19 protein-coding genes are annotated in these 15,754 nt (G+C 55.8%); 10 read left to right on the top strand and 9 right to left on the bottom strand.

Going from position 1 to position 15,754, the window contains the following annotated elements:
• Nucleotides 1-8 precede the first annotated feature (8 nt).
• On the top strand, nt 9-1,247 hold the full coding sequence (locus tag AC0JZ4_RS25885) for a CapA family protein (protein WP_471889380.1): 1,239 nt from the start codon (nt 9-11) through the stop codon (nt 1,245-1,247).
• Nucleotides 1,248-1,316: 69 nt separating this feature from the next.
• Here AC0JZ4_RS25885 and AC0JZ4_RS25880 read toward each other — a convergent pair whose 3' ends face one another.
• The 3 genes from AC0JZ4_RS25880 to AC0JZ4_RS25870 all read right to left on the bottom strand — a co-directional run bounded on the left by AC0JZ4_RS25880 (nt 1,317) and on the right by AC0JZ4_RS25870 (nt 3,928).
• Nucleotides 1,317-1,526 (bottom strand): helix-turn-helix domain-containing protein, encoded by a 210-nt coding sequence (locus tag AC0JZ4_RS25880; RefSeq protein WP_471889379.1) that lies wholly within the window; start codon nt 1,524-1,526, stop codon nt 1,317-1,319.
• Between the two features lie 198 nt (nt 1,527-1,724).
• Nucleotides 1,725-2,285, bottom strand: coding sequence for a hypothetical protein (locus AC0JZ4_RS25875; RefSeq protein ID WP_471889378.1), 561 nt, complete (start codon nt 2,283-2,285; stop codon nt 1,725-1,727).
• Between the two features lie 248 nt (nt 2,286-2,533).
• A complete protein-coding gene (locus tag AC0JZ4_RS25870) occupies nt 2,534-3,928 on the bottom strand; it encodes an amidase (protein WP_471889377.1) in 1,395 nt (464 codons plus the stop codon).
• A 536-nt stretch (nt 3,929-4,464) separates the two neighbouring features.
• Here AC0JZ4_RS25870 and AC0JZ4_RS25865 point away from each other — a divergent pair.
• The 4 genes from AC0JZ4_RS25865 (at nt 4,465) to AC0JZ4_RS25850 (ending at nt 7,847) form a co-directional block, all read left to right on the top strand.
• Nucleotides 4,465-5,205, top strand: coding sequence for a LuxR family transcriptional regulator (locus AC0JZ4_RS25865; RefSeq protein ID WP_471889376.1), 741 nt, complete (start codon nt 4,465-4,467; stop codon nt 5,203-5,205).
• Nucleotides 5,206-5,453: 248 nt separating this feature from the next.
• Entirely contained in the window at nt 5,454-6,197 is a 744-nt protein-coding gene (locus AC0JZ4_RS25860; protein WP_471889375.1) for a LuxR family transcriptional regulator, read from the top strand.
• A 76-nt stretch (nt 6,198-6,273) separates the two neighbouring features.
• The gene (locus tag AC0JZ4_RS25855) at nt 6,274-7,047 is read left to right on the top strand and encodes an acyl-homoserine-lactone synthase (protein ID WP_471889374.1); all 774 of its coding nucleotides are present in this window, start codon (nt 6,274-6,276) and stop codon (nt 7,045-7,047) included.
• Between the two features lie 416 nt (nt 7,048-7,463).
• Complete coding sequence (locus tag AC0JZ4_RS25850) at nt 7,464-7,847, top strand: hypothetical protein (RefSeq protein WP_471889373.1); 384 nt, start codon at nt 7,464-7,466, stop codon at nt 7,845-7,847.
• Between the two features lie 48 nt (nt 7,848-7,895).
• On the opposite strand, the gene AC0JZ4_RS25845 is transcribed toward AC0JZ4_RS25850, so the two are convergent.
• The 5 genes from AC0JZ4_RS25845 to AC0JZ4_RS25825 all read right to left on the bottom strand — a co-directional run bounded on the left by AC0JZ4_RS25845 (nt 7,896) and on the right by AC0JZ4_RS25825 (nt 11,943).
• On the bottom strand, nt 7,896-9,662 hold the full coding sequence (locus tag AC0JZ4_RS25845; protein ID WP_471889372.1) for a relaxase/mobilization nuclease domain-containing protein: 1,767 nt from the start codon (nt 9,660-9,662) through the stop codon (nt 7,896-7,898).
• Nucleotides 9,663-9,843: 181 nt separating this feature from the next.
• Nucleotides 9,844-10,233, bottom strand: coding sequence for a hypothetical protein (locus tag AC0JZ4_RS25840; RefSeq protein ID WP_471889371.1), 390 nt, complete (start codon nt 10,231-10,233; stop codon nt 9,844-9,846).
• 5 nt (nt 10,234-10,238) lie between these two features.
• Entirely contained in the window at nt 10,239-10,643 is a 405-nt protein-coding gene (locus tag AC0JZ4_RS25835) for a hypothetical protein (protein WP_471889370.1), read from the bottom strand.
• A gap of 4 nt (nt 10,644-10,647) precedes the next feature.
• Nucleotides 10,648-11,454, bottom strand: a complete 807-nt coding sequence (locus AC0JZ4_RS25830; protein WP_471889369.1) for a ParA family protein — start codon at nt 11,452-11,454, stop codon at nt 10,648-10,650.
• 81 nt (nt 11,455-11,535) lie between these two features.
• Nucleotides 11,536-11,943: a hypothetical protein gene (locus AC0JZ4_RS25825; protein WP_471889368.1), complete on the bottom strand. Its 408-nt coding sequence runs from the start codon at nt 11,941-11,943 to the stop codon at nt 11,536-11,538.
• A gap of 339 nt (nt 11,944-12,282) precedes the next feature.
• Here AC0JZ4_RS25825 and AC0JZ4_RS25820 point away from each other — a divergent pair, with 339 nt between their 5' ends.
• From AC0JZ4_RS25820 to AC0JZ4_RS25805, 4 genes are all read left to right on the top strand, one after another.
• Nucleotides 12,283-12,927: a thermonuclease family protein gene (locus tag AC0JZ4_RS25820; protein ID WP_471889367.1), complete on the top strand. Its 645-nt coding sequence runs from the start codon at nt 12,283-12,285 to the stop codon at nt 12,925-12,927.
• Nucleotides 12,924-13,544, top strand: a complete 621-nt coding sequence (locus AC0JZ4_RS25815; RefSeq protein ID WP_471889366.1) for a thermonuclease family protein — start codon at nt 12,924-12,926, stop codon at nt 13,542-13,544. Before AC0JZ4_RS25820 ends, AC0JZ4_RS25815 begins: the two co-directional genes overlap by 4 nt.
• Nucleotides 13,545-13,865: a hypothetical protein gene (locus AC0JZ4_RS25810; protein WP_471889365.1), complete on the top strand. Its 321-nt coding sequence runs from the start codon at nt 13,545-13,547 to the stop codon at nt 13,863-13,865.
• A gap of 396 nt (nt 13,866-14,261) precedes the next feature.
• A complete protein-coding gene (locus AC0JZ4_RS25805; protein ID WP_471889364.1) occupies nt 14,262-14,798 on the top strand; it encodes a hypothetical protein in 537 nt (178 codons plus the stop codon).
• Between the two features lie 16 nt (nt 14,799-14,814).
• Here the strand turns inward: AC0JZ4_RS25805 and AC0JZ4_RS25800 are convergent, their stop codons facing one another.
• Complete coding sequence (locus AC0JZ4_RS25800) at nt 14,815-15,156, bottom strand: helix-turn-helix domain-containing protein (protein WP_471889363.1); 342 nt, start codon at nt 15,154-15,156, stop codon at nt 14,815-14,817.
• 297 nt (nt 15,157-15,453) lie between these two features.
• Between AC0JZ4_RS25800 and AC0JZ4_RS25795 the strand changes: the two genes are divergently transcribed.
• The gene (locus AC0JZ4_RS25795; protein ID WP_471889362.1) at nt 15,454-15,747 is read left to right on the top strand and encodes a hypothetical protein; all 294 of its coding nucleotides are present in this window, start codon (nt 15,454-15,456) and stop codon (nt 15,745-15,747) included.
• Nucleotides 15,748-15,754: the final 7 nt, after the last annotated feature.

Raw genomic sequence — 15,754 nt, 5'->3', positions numbered from 1 at the left:
GCTCAATCATGTCCAAAATCTTCACGGTTGCCGTAACCGGTCAATCCCTTATCAAGCACGACATTCGCGGTATTGAAACGCCGGGCTTCAACAACGTACGAGAGGCGCTCCGCAAATCCGACTTCGCCTTCACAAATTTTGAAAGCACCATATTCGGCAGCCATGGCGGATGGCCGCTAAAAGGCTCGTTTTTCGGCGCCAGCCAGCCCGTCGTACTCGATACGCTTCAATCGCTCGGCATTCACGGTCTCTCCCTCTCGAACAACCATGCCTTCGACTTGGGCTCGCCCGGGATCCTGTCGACGCTTGAAGAAGTCGATCGTCGCGGCTTCTTGCATGCCGGCATCGGCCGGAACCAGACGGCTGCGGCTCGCTCCGGCAAGGGCTCGTTCAGCGGTCGCGAGGTTGCTCTTATCGCCATGGATGGCGGCCCTGGGCCAGACTTCATGTATGCCTCGGACGCATCCGCCGGCCGGCCAGAACGGCCAGGTGTCAATCGCCTGAAGCTGACCCAGATCATCGATGTGGATGATGAGGCGTTCCGACAGATTTCTGCGATCCGGGACAAGGTCGGCTATACGACGATGGACCTCGGCAATGACAGCCAGCCTGACGACAAACCCATTGTCGATGAAGTGACAGAGATCGCGCTAGCGCGGGGCCTTTACAGACGCTCTGAGGGATTCGCCCGAAACGTCAAGATCGATCAGGAGGATCTGGCAAGGAACCTTGCGGCGATTACCGCTGCGGCCGAAAATGGCTGCCACGTTATCGCCTATCTCCATCATCACCATTGGGCCTCGGACTGGTACCAGGTGCCGGGCTGGGTCGGATCGGTTGCGAAGCATTGCATTGACGCCGGCGCCACCATGTTTGTCAGCCATGGTGCTCCTGTGCTTCAGCCGGTCGAGATCTACAAGGGCAGGCCAATTTTCTACAGCCTCGGTAACTTCGTCTTCCACCTTCGGCCCGGAAAGTCCAAATGGACAGCCCGCGAAATCTGGGAGAGCGTGATCGGCCATTGCTTTTTCGACGAGAGCGGATCCCTGACTGGAATGGAGTTTCATCCGGTCGTCATCGGTGGCAGCGAAGGGCTGAAGCAGGAAGCGCTCGATCAACGCATTGTCCCTGAAATTGCCATCGGCGAGGACGCCCAGCGGATCCTACAACGGTTTCAAAGCCAGTGCGCGCTATTCGGCACGCAGATCAGGATCTCGGATGATGCCGCGTTCTACGATGTTGCTTGATAGGATGTGCAACCGGGCCGTTCGGCCCGCTCTCCGCCTTCAACTGTCGGCTCCTCTTCACCAGCTCGGCTATCGTGTTTTCAACAGGTCTGCAGCTTCGACGTTGAGGATGCGTGCAAGCGTGTCGACCATGTCGATCGTCGCAGAATATTGGCACCGTTCCAGCGAACTGACATAAGTTCTATGGATGTCGGCCCGATGAGCGAGCTCTTCCTGTGAAAGGCCTTGCTTCCGTCGAGTGTCACGCAAATTCGCAGCGAATATTTCTCTGATGTCCATCGCTGAATTCATGCGCTGCGAAGCGCATTCATCTACAGAGTATACTCTGCATTTGGGAGTTGCTCGTGAGAGGCTTAGGTCCGCAAGCTCGCAGTCTGCCCGATCGGCTGGCGTGATATGTCGTGCCATCGATCACATCTGCGACGCGTGCACTGATACGCGCGGCTTGATCCGAAGATCATTTCTATGCATGTCCGGTCAGTCTTCGAACCGACGTAGCATTGCAGCCAATTCGTCATTCTCGCGACGCAATTTTTCGGCCAGGAGCCCTTTCAGCCGGCGGTTCTCCAGTTCAAGCGCCGACAGAACATCGCGCTCGTCGAATGAGATCGCGGCAGCTATGGTCGCAGCCGACCGTCTTGGGGCGGGCTGCACCTGCTTCCTTGTGGTTCTCGCGCGGCGCTGCCTGCGCAACTTCCTCGGCTCCGCAGGCGCTTCCGGAGCTGGGACAATCTCAGCGGGCTCGATCGCAGGCACAATCGGCTCCAGCACGGGACAGGCTTCCAACGCGGCAGCAACCGGCGGTACCTCTGTCAGCACAGGCTGCGGCTGAGGCGTGATCGAGGTCTCGATTGTCGCCGGTCTCTTAGGGGGCTGAACGACTGCTGACGTTGCCGGCATATCGTCGGCCACTGCCTCGGAAAGTGCCCGCAAATCGGTATTACCCCAAATCGACTTCGCGGTTTCTCTTGGCTGCCTGCGATTTGATTTGTAGGCGACGACAAAATTGCGTTCGGGGCGTTTGGTTGGGTTTTTCAAAAGGCTTTCCCGGTGCCATGTCTAGGCACTGCTTGCAAATTCGTACCACAAGTTGACGCTCAATCACGTGAAGCGCCTCTCATGACTGTTCTGTTCCGAGCTCTATTTACAGGGATACGCTGCTTCATGCAAACCGTCGAGAAATAGTCTCTTCAATTGCTCTAACGCACTGCTCAACTGCGGCGTTGAACCCGGAATTCGGCGCATTGATTGACGCTGGACGACGCCGTGAGCGTAGATGGGGTTGTCTAGATTGCCACATGCGGACGGATATTTCTGCAGCCGATACCAGTCTCCACGACCTGCGCAGCACGATAGATGCTGAATTCATCGAAGTTGCGTCCGACTATCTGCACTGAGAGCGGAAGACCGTCGACATTCAGACCGGCGGGGACGCTCATCGCCGGAGAGCCCGTGAGATTGAAGGGCGCATACGCAGACGGTGTTCCGTTCACCAGCGAGTTTCGGGCGACGTTCTTGATTGGTTGAGCAACGCCAAGTGCGCCGGCCACAAGAAGGAGATCAACGGAGCGGAATGCTTCCGCAACTTCGCGGACCAGCTCCGCCCTCCGCCTGCAAGCCTGGATATAGTCGACCGCGGTAAGCAGATAGCCGGGCAGAAAGCGCTCGACCGAAAATGGCCCATAATGCTCGAGATTATGCCTGAAATCATGTTCATGGACGGCGGCGGCTTCGCTATACATGATGATGCGTTGCGCGGCGAAATAGTGGCGTAGGGGAGACAACTGAACCTCAACGGTTTCGGCGCCTGCGTCCTTCAACAGAAGTGCTGCCGTCTCGAAAGCCGAGATAGTCTCATCTGAGAAGCGGTCCCGTTCCTCTTCGTGAAAGTGTCGCACGAGACCTATCTTCAAGCTTCGGACGCCAAGTGTTGTGGCGCGCGACCATGGCTGCGATGCGATGTCGACCGACGACGGGTCCTCGGCATCGTAACCCGCGAGCGCCTCGAGCGCGAGCGCATTATCTTCTACCGACCATGTCATCGGCCCGGCCGTGTCCAGCGAAAACGCCTGCGGTGTAATGCCGCGACGACTTAACCGCCCATAGGTCGGCTTCAATCCGGCAATGCCACAATAGGCCGACGGTGTTCGGATTGATCCACCGGTATCGGTTCCGATGGCGAGTGGCACGGCTCCAGCCGCCACCGCAGAGGCCGATCCACTGGACGAGCCTCCCGTAAATCGCTCGATATTCCAAGGATTGCGTGCAGGCCCAAAGGGCAGGCTGAAATCCGGCCCACCCATCGCGAATTCCTGCGTCTCGGCCTTGCCCATGTAGATTCCTCCTGCGGCGCGCAATCGCTGAACGACAACAGAATCCGTTTCGGCGACCTCATCGATCGTCAGTCGCGAGCCATTTGTGGTCGCCACGCCTCCAACATCGATAATGTCCTTCACCGCGAAGGGGATCCCGTGCAGACGGCCCTTGTAGAGGCCCCTTGATATCTCGGTCTGGGCGGATCGAGCGTCGCTCCGGGCACGCTCGGCATCGATAGTGTTGAAGCAGTTGAGCCTGCAGGCACGATCCAGATAATGGTCGACAACGTCGACCGGAGATATCTTGCCTTTGCCGATCAACCGGGACGTTTCTGACAGGCCAAGTTCCCAGATTTCCGGCATCATTCAGCCCCTTTATTTATAGCTTCGGTTCTGGCGTAGGCCGTGACGCCGACGTGCGGTGATATTGGAACATGGAACAAGTGTGCCGGCTCGGCCGCTCGGCATCTGGGAGTCCGCAGCGATTCCGCCAGTTCGCGCAGCTGTCCGTACGATTGGAGTGCGGCGTCGAACTGCTCCTGGTGCATAGTCAATCCAGCGCGGTTGACGAATGCTGCGACGTCTTCCCGCTTGATCCTTTCAGCTTGCATTGATTTTTCCTCTCGCGGTGCGCACGGATGTGTCCGATCCAAACAGTGCTAGTTTGAGCTTACTTTAGGGCTCGGCTGCCATGCGGGTTAAAGTCGCGGATCGCGCCATAGACACGATGTCAGAGTCGATCACGAGGAAGAGGATACTCTGTGGAATGCTATGCGGATCGCGCTTAAACTCTACCCTAGATTGCGCCGATCTCCTTGGCTTCGCGCAACGATACCCACGCTCAATAGATCTCGCGGCATCATCGATTGCTTGCCTGGCCGCGCGGCATAAGGAGGATCTCTATGGATCAAAGCCGCCTTTCTCGATCCCTTGAGAGGATGGACAATGTTCAACGCATTGAGGAGATGGCGCCGGTCCTTGCCGAACTTGCGGATGCGTACGAATTTGATCACATGACCTTCGTGATTGCGCGTCTTCGCGGAACCGCAGACGATTATCCTTTTCATTGCACGACGTATCCTTCTGAATGGACCTCTGCGTATTCGGCGCATAATTTCGTGGCGATCGATCCGGTCATGCTCGCATTTCCACAGGCGATGCTACCGATCGATTGGGCCACACTGGATTGGGGTTCAAAAGAAGCCGAGAGTTTTCGCATCGAGGCTTTGTCTTACGAGATCGGCCCAAATGGTCTTTCGGTACCAGTTAGAGGCCCGAGAGGTGCCCGAAGCCTGCTCTCCGCTTCATCCGCGATCGATTGTAGGGACTGGTCTGAGTTCCGCGACCAACGTACCCACGACTTGCTCGTCTTGTCCCACTATCTCTACGAGAAAATCCTGCGCATCAGCGAATTCGCCAAAGACGACCGCCCACCTCGTTTGTCAAAGCGCGAGCGTGAATGCCTTTCCTATTTGGCGAACGGTTACATCGCAAAGCAAACGGCTATGCACCTTCAAATCTCAGAAAGCGCAGTGAGGCTATATCTCCAATCCGCCAGAAGAAAACTCGGCGTTCGTACGAGCCACCACGCGGTCGCAAAAGCAATCATGCTCGAGATCGTCTTTGCGGACAGCAATCATTGATAAAATCCGCATCTCCCTCGAGATCGTCAATCTGTTGATTTCGATAGATTGGCCAAAGCCGCGCCGTGTGCACGATGCGCCACGAACGATGGCGGTGGCCGCTACGGTAACACGCAGAAGTCCTGAGGCCTCCCACTTGAGAAATTCTTAAGCCAAACTTTACGAATACGATAGTTAATCAGCTTGCGCCGAACGCCTTTTCGCGATCGGCGTTTTACTCCCGATAGAAATATTTCATTCAAGGAACAATGGCGCCCGAATTCCCCTCAAAAACACTTATTTCAGCTTCCGAGCGAGTATCCGAAGCTACTGAACTAGTCGATGCCTTGATGGCTATTCAGAAAATCTACGACGTTGATTTCGCGACCTATCATCTCGCACATACGATTTCCGACATGGTCGATACGCCTTTTGTCCGTACGACCTATAAGGACGCCTGGATCGCTCGTTACCTACTACGCGGCTATGCCCGGATTGATCCGGTCATTCAGGAAGGGTTTGTCCGGCAGCTACCCTTCGACTGGCGCGAGATTGAAGTGAGAGACAGCGCCGTCCGTGCGTTTATCTTCGATGCTCGAACGCACGGCGTTGCGCAAAATGGTTTTTCCATTCCCATCATCGATAAGTCCCGCCGCGCGCTTTTGACCTTCAATTCAAGCGCAGACGACTTAGATTGGACGAAGAGGTTAGAGCGATATCGAAGTGAATGGATCGAGGTTGCTCAGCTAATTCACCGCAAAGCCATTCAGCAATTATATGGCGCTCGCGATCCTATCCTACTCCTGAGCCAACGCGAGGTCGAATGTCTCCATTGGGCAGCTCTAGGAAACGACGCCAAGGGCATTTCAACGATCCTCAGTCTGTCGCAGCATACCGTAAAAACTTACCTGAAGTCCGCTCGTCACAAGCTCGGATGTATCACCACAGCCGCAGCCACTACCAAAGCTAGGCACCTTCGTCTTATCCATCCATATGGCAATACCCCCATTTGAGGGAGCGCATGAAAGGATATTTTCCGTCTCCGAGAGCACTCTCATGCTGCAGTGCACCAAGCACCGGAGAGAGACCATGTACCTTCTCATTCAAGCACATCAGTATGACAAGTATGAGAATCTGCTAGATCAGTCCTACCGACTGAGAAAGCGCGTTTTTGCTGACCAGTTGGGGTGGTCGGTCTCCGTCGTCGGCGACTATGAAAGAGATCCCTATGACGAACTCAGCCCGGCCTATTTTATATGGTGCGATGACGACGCGCTCACGCTATACGGCAGCGTACGGCTGATGCCGACCACTGGACCGACGCTCCTTTACGACGTGTTCAGAAGTACCTTCCCAAATACCTGTGATCTTGTGGCACCTTCGATCTGGGAAGGGACGCGAATGTGCGTTGATGATGTTGCGATTTCCCGAGACATGCCGGATCTAAAACCCGACAGGGCCTTTTGCTTACTCCTGCTCGCACTTTGTGAAGTCGCTATCATAAACGGCATCGATACACTTGTGTCGAATTACGAGCCTCACATGCGACGTCTCTACAGACGGGCCGGGGCAGAGCTCGAGGAAGTAGGGCGGGCAGATGGTTTCGGCCGACTTCCCGTGTGCTGCGGGGTTTTTGAAGTTTCAGCAAGAATCCAGGCGAAGATGAGAGTGGCTTTACAGGTAACGCATCCGCTGTACGGTGATCGACAATCAGTTGCATTAGCCCATCGGCCTCCTCGTATCACTCGGTCGCGGTTTCCTGACCATTGGCATCTACCCTACATCAATGGCGAGGGAACCCGTGGGCACGGCCGAAGGGAACCCATCATTCTTTCTACGGATTCCGCAGCTTCTGGGGGTTGATCCTGTGCAACTGCGATTGGCACTACTCTAACGCCGGAAATGCCAGATGGGGAGATACAAACACCGAGCTCGAAATTCAGCCATCCGGCAAATGTAAGCCTTTCACCTTGCCAAGGGTGTAAATCCTTGATGCCGGGTTAGGTTGCGGCCGAAGCCGAATTGCGAGCAGTCGCCAATTTCAAGAATTTCTGGAGGCTGAGTTTTGAAAGATGACATACGGAACTGAAGATGTTTTCAGGTTTAGGGCTCTTGGATCGCGTGGTCTTGTCGTGTTTGAGCGAGACGGCATCCTCCTTAGGACGAAGCGCCTATCCAAGGATCTAGTCCTAAATGACCTCAATCATGCGCTGATCGGACTATTAAGACGTTTCAGGTGTCATGGGATCCGTTTTGGCTTTCTTTCCAATGATAGGGGAATGGATGCTGATAGTGGTGGGCAGGTCGCGGCATTGGCTTTGATGGACTTGTTCGATGCCATCTTACGTATCGATAACGCAGAGCCTGACTTCTGGATAGCGATGCCCTTTTCAAAACAGACACGCAACCCGAACGCACATGAAGCTCAAGATGATGTGCGCAGCTCCTTCGTGCTCCTGCGTGCAATCGAATGGTACGGCATTGAAAAGAAGGATGTTGTCCTCGTAGGCACCTCTTGCGACTGCTCAATGGTGGCAGGTTTGGACGATATCACAACACTCGAATATTCAGCCTCATCGTCACCGGCAGACGAAAGTGGAACCGCAGATCTGCTCGAAATCCAACGAATGGAAAATGTGGTCAAAGCGGCCTTAGGTCTTTAGCTCTGTTGCTACCACTTACGACGGTGCGGACCTGGAGAAATCTCCTCATCAGCGGCTGCGGCCGTTGTTTTTGTCTTGCGGTGGGCGCAACTTGCTTGATTTCGCTATGTTTCGGTCCCTTTGAGGCAACTTATCATTATCTTGATCGATGTCCTTGGAACGCTCGATACGCGATGCATCCACGAAGCGATCATTCGAATCCCTATTGTTATCATCAAGCTCGGCAACATGTTCGCGTCCCGCGGCTGACTTCGTATTGAGGATGGCTGAAGGGCGGAAGCTATTCCTGTCACGGTTTTTCGCGACGCGCGCATCCAACTGAAGGCCAACTACCTTGCCAATGATTTTGGTCGCGTGCTCGAATATCATTCGATCTGATGGATCTGCAATCTTGGATGCAACTTTCACCGCGGTCCTCGCCAAAGTTTCCTTGGCAACCTTCGCCTGCGAAGCGTCAATTGGTGTCGAACGCAGCATGTTATCATTCCCTTTCACTTGCGCGGGATCCCGCCCCTGTTGAACGGCGGTGTGAAGCCGGTGATGTTCGCGCCTCAGCCCGACCGCTAAATCCTGGCTCAGTTCTCGAACCGTACTCGAAGCGCTCCTGTCTCGCCCGAGGCTATCTAGCATCTCGATGACACGCCCTACGGAGCGGCGAGTTCGTGCAAGCCGTGTTTTTGCGTCGTACCGACTTGGCTCAGTCGGCTTGTCCCGGATTTTCGCGACCACTTTGTCGAACACACTCGATGGAGCTGTCGCCCCCATGCGCTGAAACATCTCCCATTCCCACCGCTTGACGGGAGGAGGAGCCGCACGTTCTATCCGCTTCTGTCGGTCTATTGGTAACCCCCGATCACGAGCTTTCTCGGCGAAACGAAGCCGCCACTCCGTGAAGTCGCGAATGTTGGGATTGAGCGCTCGCCCAGTGCCATTGCGTAGCGCGACGATGACATGCAGGTGCGGATGCTTTTGCAGGTCTGTCCGATTATGGACGGCATACGCGTAGCGGTGACCAGTGAATTGATCTCTCAGAAAATCTCGCCCAGCGAGAACGAACTTATCGCGATCGACATTTGCCGGCCCGGATAGCAGGAGGTGCATGAAGTCGCGCGGCTGCCGCGTCTGCATCAGGGATCCGACCAATTGACCGTGCTTGGTCAAATCCCGGTGATCGGTGGCCACCAGCTCGCGACGTTCGCTACCCTGTTGATAACGTCCGCTTTTTTCAGGCCTCTCTGCCACCTGTGTCTTTGTCGAAACGGTGACTTCCGCGTCGTCCCGTTGCATGGCATGGAGCGTGGCGGTTAGGCCCTTCGGGCCGGACGCGAACTCAGCCGGATAGCGGGAAACCGGGGCCAGCCCCACGCCTCGCAAGGCCCTGTGCAAGCGATTGTCGATCGCATGGACGCTATCAATGTCAGGGGAAATCCGATTGACCTGCCCACGGTCTGACCGATCCTTCTTTTCGTGCGCAATGACCAACGCAAATTGCAGCCTTGCTTGCCCTTTCACTCCGTGGCTCACGCTGAAGGCGTAGGTCCGATCCGTGTCGCCGTCTCGGAAGAACCCGTCGTCGGCAAGTGATCGAAGGGCGTGACCAACCTGCTCCTTATCAGCGGCCTCCAACTCATAGGTCAGGCGTAGGATATCGTCGCTGCCCCTTCGGTTGCCGAACTCTCGCTGCCACGACCGCACGGCGGCGTTGACGTCTGTTACTTCCAACCCATCTTGATCGCGGGCTTTCTCTTCTTTGCTCTGATAGGTGAGGACATTCCTTGCAGCGACCGCCCCTGCGCCGTATGACAACACCTTCACGACGACGGCATTATTTCCGGATGCCCGGCTGAGCGCCGAGCTCGCGCCATCATTGTTCCACGTCGCAGGTGACCTGCCAGATGCAGCCAACCTTCTGCCGGCGCCTCCACCTCCCCCGCCCCGCCGACGGCTTTCCTCTTCGATCAAATCGAAATAACTCGGCAGCCTGCGATAGACCGACCTAGATGCCGAGCGAGTATTGGATCGATCGTTCATCGTGCGTCCTGATAAGGTCGTTGATAAAGCTTGATGGGCGGACGAAGCTTGCATCGCGAATTGCGTCCAAGGCGCCCATCACTTCCTTCAATCTGTCCATAAGCGCCGCGCCAGCGGGGGAATCATTGCCCTCCCGAAGAAAATCCTCGTTGTGGAACGCAAGCTCGCGGAGGAATTGATGCATGTTTGCGAGCTGTCGGTCATGTTCTTCGAGCATCGCGGAGACGTGCGTAATCTCGCGGATAACGATCAACTTGGCGACAATGTTTGTGGAAACGTCGAGCCGTCCTGCGAGCTGGTCGAGGCTGGCGAGAACGTGAGCCGGAAGCCGGAACATGATGGCGGGTCCACGCATACGTCTCAAAGCCCCCTTGCCTTCAACGCTTCCAGGATAAGGCGATGGGTTGCCGCTGAAAGCTGTTCATGCTGTTCGAGGGATACGCGGAAGACTTTCGTGAGGACATCGTCGTTGAGATAAAGAGAGATACGCTTCCGTCGGGGAACGTCAGCACGCGGCCTAACAAAGGGCTTCGTCGTCGCCTTGTTACGCAGGTCGCTCCTATGGTTTTTAGTTGCGGTTGACGCGACAACATTCTCACGATTCCCCTCGTTTTCCTCGGGGCTGGCTTCGTCCGGTAACCAGGTTTGCAGATCGATGCTCGTCGGCATGTAGGAGGTTGCGGTTTCCTCCACGGCTTTGGCTTTCTCTTCCCTCGACCGAGCCAAGGCGAGGATATTTCCGGCTGGTGTTCGCTCGCGAGACATGAGACTAGGCTGCCTCCCTCTGCAGCAGACCTATGAACTCGTTGTTGATCCGCTTCACGAGATCGATGGCGTCGAGGACACTTTCGGACGCCCTGCGCTTGGCGGACGGCGTCAACGCCAAATTGCTCTCTATGGTGGCCAGTTTTGAGTAGAGCGACCCAAAGCCAGCCCCGACGTCACTGAAGTGGTTGCTCTTGCGAACGACCGTGTCGACCATGGGTATCCTGCCCTTGGTCAGGATAGCATGCACCTCAGGCAATGATCGATTATGCTTCAGCGCGATCATATCCACATAATTCCAGATCGCGGCAAACGGGATTGGGCCGCCCGCCCGCTTCTTCGAGATTTCCGTCAGGATGGTTGCCACCTTGATCGCCGATGTCGCAGCGGTTGGCTCGGGAATGATCGGGATCAGCACGGCATCACACTCGTGATAGACCTCGATTGCCCGTTGGTGGACATAACCTCCTACGTCATAGATGCGGATGTCCGCTTCAGGCGCCTCCGAAAGACGATCAAGGAAACGATCCCGCGGCCCAACGCGCAAGTGGAGCAAGGTGCCGTCGGTCGGCAACAGACCGCGTTTCATGGAGACATTGTACCATCGTGTCGACGACTCCTGCTCGTCGCAATCGATGAGGAGCGTGCGATGGCCCTGCTGGGCAAACTCTGCCGCCAGATTGACGTTGAGCGTTGATTTTCCAGCGCCTCCCTTAAAGGTCGAGATCGCCAGCGAGAGTGGTTTGGCTGCCATGAAACTCCTCATTCCTTTAGATCGCGACCATCCACCGCGACTGGTTTTGCCAATCACGCTAAGGGCCGAAGCCGCTTCAAGTCTTGGCGCCGCGCCATTCGCAGGAACGGCCCCCGGTAGAGCACGCCAGCGCAAGGGTCAGGGAAAGGCCGCCCTGAGCCGAGTGCGAAGCTCCTCCTGCTGCCTTGCGGCAATCACGTCTTCGTTGAGCCTCGTGATCTCACGCTCCCGTTCCTTCTCATCTACCGACATTTTCCCTGGCCAAAACTTGAGGATTGGAAGGCAGCAGATTGTGAATGACAAAATGACTGCAGTCTTGAACCATGCAGATTCGGCGTAGAGCTCAGCAGCCGGTTGCCAGAGTAGCAGTGTCCACTCCACGGGCAACAAAGCGTAGGAGAACGTCAGCAATGCGCCGTACACGATGAAACATCCCAGCATCAGACGAACGGTGGTGACTATCAAGAAATTGCCGATGAGAAAGACAAGCCAGATCGTCTGGAAAGGAAGGATCGCTATTTTAAGTGCTGTTTTGAAGCCTGCCATTTGCCTCACCATTCGCCAAGGTCGGTGTCTGCGATAGACATATACCAAGCCGTTTTGATTTTCCATACTTGCACTGCAGTATAATTTTATGCATAGTCGTGGAAGCCAATAGTTGACGGATGCGAGCAAGGAAAATGACGCATGGCAGCTCTATCGCGTTTGGCCTGACGTTGTTTGGTCGGAAAAATTAAATGACCTCAGCGCGCGGTCTCATCAAGCTTGTTCCGGATATCTATGCGCCGAGCACGTAACGCGTCGATCGAACGGAGGCACATGGGACAGTCTCTACCTTGGACATTCCAACAGTGAGCGGCATCGCTCCAAACCATCGATCGATTGATGCAGACGGGAAACGTGATGTTCATATCTACGATTTTTGCCTCAGGCCTTTATGCATCGGTCTACATAATGCCGCCGATCACCACCGGCGGGACTCCGCCGACGCCAGCAGTTCCTCCGCTCGTACCGGTACAGGCCACGCAGTCAGAGATCGCCTCGCCGGCTAGCGCCACATCGGAAGTGGCTTTCACTCCATTTCCGGCAAGCGCACAATTCGAAACGGGCGACACTTGGGTGTCAGGGGGACGCCGATATCGTCTCTATGGTGTTCAGGCTTGCCTGAGGGGGACCCTCGTAACAGTCCCGAATGGGTTGGCCCGCGACTGCGGCGAGATCAACGTCATCATGGCGCAGGCGATCATCAGGGATACCAGTCCGGTCTGTGAAACGGTCAACAACATTGATCAGAACAATGCGCTTGTCGTTTGCCAGACAACATCAGGCGAGCACCGATACGATCTCGCGACCTACCTCATCGCCAAAGGCTGGGGATTTGCTGCGGTCGATGGACAAGGGCAACTCATTGTACCCGGTTACAGGATAGCCGAGGACAGCGCGCGGTCCGCAAGAGCGGGCCTATGGGCCTCCTCTGAGTTGCCCCATCCCGTTACCGTGCTGCGGAGCCAGGGAGGCGTCAATAAATGAATTTCTTTCCAAGGCTTTTCACAGCACTGTCCATTTTGCCCTCCTCTTTGATGGCCCAACAGCAGCCGGCCAATCTGCCGCGCCAGATTTATGGAAGCGTTCAGGTCATCGATAGCACAACCTTCGAATTCGTCAGGAGCAAGCAGCTTGTGCGGCTGGCCGGGTTTGAAGCGCCCAGGCTCGAACAGACAGCCAACAGTGACGGGATATCTTGGCCAGCGGGCCAGGTCTCTCGCGCATGGATGATCCTCAGGACGCTTGGTCAGGACGTCAACTGCGCGCCGATCGGCCGCGATCGGAACGAAGTTTTGATTGCCCATTGCTTCGTCGGGAAAACGAACCTCGCGGCGACTGCGATTGCGGAGGGCATCGGATACGCGTTCAACTATCGCGAAGAACCGCAGGTGCCCGCCTATTTCGATGTTGAGAGAAAGGCGCGTGGCTTGGGCTATGGTGTCTGGTCGTCGGCGGACCTACAGCCCCCTTGGCTCTACGCGGCATCGATGGAAAAGCCTGCAAAGCAGGAAGCAGAGCGCCCGGACAACGAACCGGGCCTCCCCCTTCCCTTGCCGGTCTCCAAAGATACCGGTGAAATCAACCATGCGCATGGAGGCTAGATGCTTCGCTTTCTCAAATCCCCGTCAATCATAATGCTCCTGGGCGTATGGAACACGGCTGCAGGCGTGGCCCAAGCCCAAGATGCAGTCACGCCCGACCAGATCGAAAAACGCGAACCGAATATCTGCGGCGCCGCCGGCGCTGGCTGTGATCCGGCCGCCGTTCAGGAATGGAAGGTAGTCGGCAATCGCCTTGCTGATCTGCCTTCGGCAGATCTCAGCCAATACGCCTATGCCTGCGCTCAGCATCGGGACTGGAAAGAGGAGTGCGATACCGACCCTACCGCCGTCCTGAGACGGCTGGGCATCCAGGGATACTGAACCATGTCGGCTAGATCTTCCTCCGGTTGGCTATTTGCCGCAGCACCGATCGCATTCGTGTTCGGTTCTGCCGAAGGCTTCATGCGTAGCGCCTATCAATGGAGAGTTCAAATTGCGGAGCTCGAATAGGAAGTTCAGCACCTCAAGGAGGAGGCTGATCACCCGTACATCGACAGGCCCAGCAATGACGAGGCGACAAGCGCGATCAAAATCCGGTCGGTCCTCCGATATATCCGTGTGTAAGTCTCGCCAGGTCGTGCCAGGGGTGATCTGCACCGGAATCGTAACCACAATATCAAGATCATCCGCCGGAATGAGGCAACCTTGGAATGCTGTCGTTCGCAAAAATTGATGGTCGCTGAAAGCATTTGCGATGATTTCGAATGGAGGCTTGGTATGAAACGGATGCTGCTTGCCATAGTAGCTTTGGTCGGTTCGGGATATGGGCTGATTGCAACGTCGGCGAAATCAGAGGATGGGTCCTGGGGGTGTCAGGTCCTGTTATGTGCAGCTTCACAAAATCCTACATGGCACGGTGTTGGCTATTGCGTTCCCCCGATGACGAAGTTGATTTCCGCGATGAAGAGGCCGGGCTTCTCGTGGCCGATCTGCCATGAAGCAAATGCCGGCAAGCCTGGGAATGAGCCCTACGAAGAGTGCCCCGCTGGCACGACGATCGGATACAGCTCGCTACGGGAGAATGCCTGGCAAGGTGAGCCGGACCAATGCATCAAGACGGTGAACGTGTGCCAATCTTCAAGCAGTCGAGACGCGAATTCCGGCTCGACTATTAGGCGCTTTTATGGCGACAGCAACGATGGCTGCATTCAGCGGACCGCGACGCCGCGCCCTCGCCGAACGGATCCATATTTTTTTGAAATCCCGAACGAAACCGGTGTGAAGCAAAGGTTCTGGTTCAATTTGAACGACTAGGCGACCATTTAATGCTTCAGCTGGCACTATCGCCTTTCTTGAGTTTCTGGCGCCGGGCAAACAACACGGCAACTTGCGGGAGATCTGCCTCTGTGACGGTCAGCAAATCCTCGATCCTCACATTCCACTCCCGAGCCATTTTATCGAGGGTAGACAATTTGACATCACGCATGCCGCGCATAACCTGCGACATATACGCTTCTGTTACACCTAGCTGTTCAGCGAGCTCTTTTGCTCGCAAGCCACGGGCTCGCTTCAAGCGATCCAACCCAATTGCGAGCCGCTCCGGAAGCGACAGGTGCTCCAAAATTGCAGGATCCATTGGTGCCGTGATCTGTGTCGCCTTCACGCGCCCCATTGGCGGCCTTCTCCCGAGCAATCTGCAATCGGCACATGGCAGCCAGGCGCTTCCAACCGACGGCAGAAGCCGCGATCGCTTGCGAATAGAGAGTTTCCACGAGCCATGACATGTCCGCGATCAGAAATTACGACTGAAACTCAACGACGCTCGCCCTTATGGATGGCAGGCTAGCGTCGCCAATTGACGCGCAGACTTATACCTGAGTGATAGTTTCCCGCAAGAGGGCGGTATGGCTCAGCATGGTGATGAAACGAGCGCCGAATGAGATCGAACCAACAGAACGAGGAGGTGACAATGTCTTCTATCTTCATGGGCTGCTATCGCATTCGGGTTCGAAAAATCTTCAAAGCGACTGCTATTTTGGCAGCCGTCTTCCTTTGCGCCAAACTCGCCACCACAGACGTCCTGACGTTAGGCTATACAATGGTGGTGCCAATCTTCATATTCCTGTCGGTGCTTTTCGAGGATGCACGCACGGACAAGCGAGATCTCCTCAACCTACGGGCCTGGATAGAAACGTCGATTGCAGCGGGAAGCGCGGCTGGCGTCGGATACCTCGGCTTTCGGCTATGGATGCTTGGCTTCTAGATGAGGG

The organism is [Rhizobium] kunmingense, from assembly GCF_977018605.1.
This window is presented reverse-complemented; position numbering and strand designations above follow the sequence as displayed.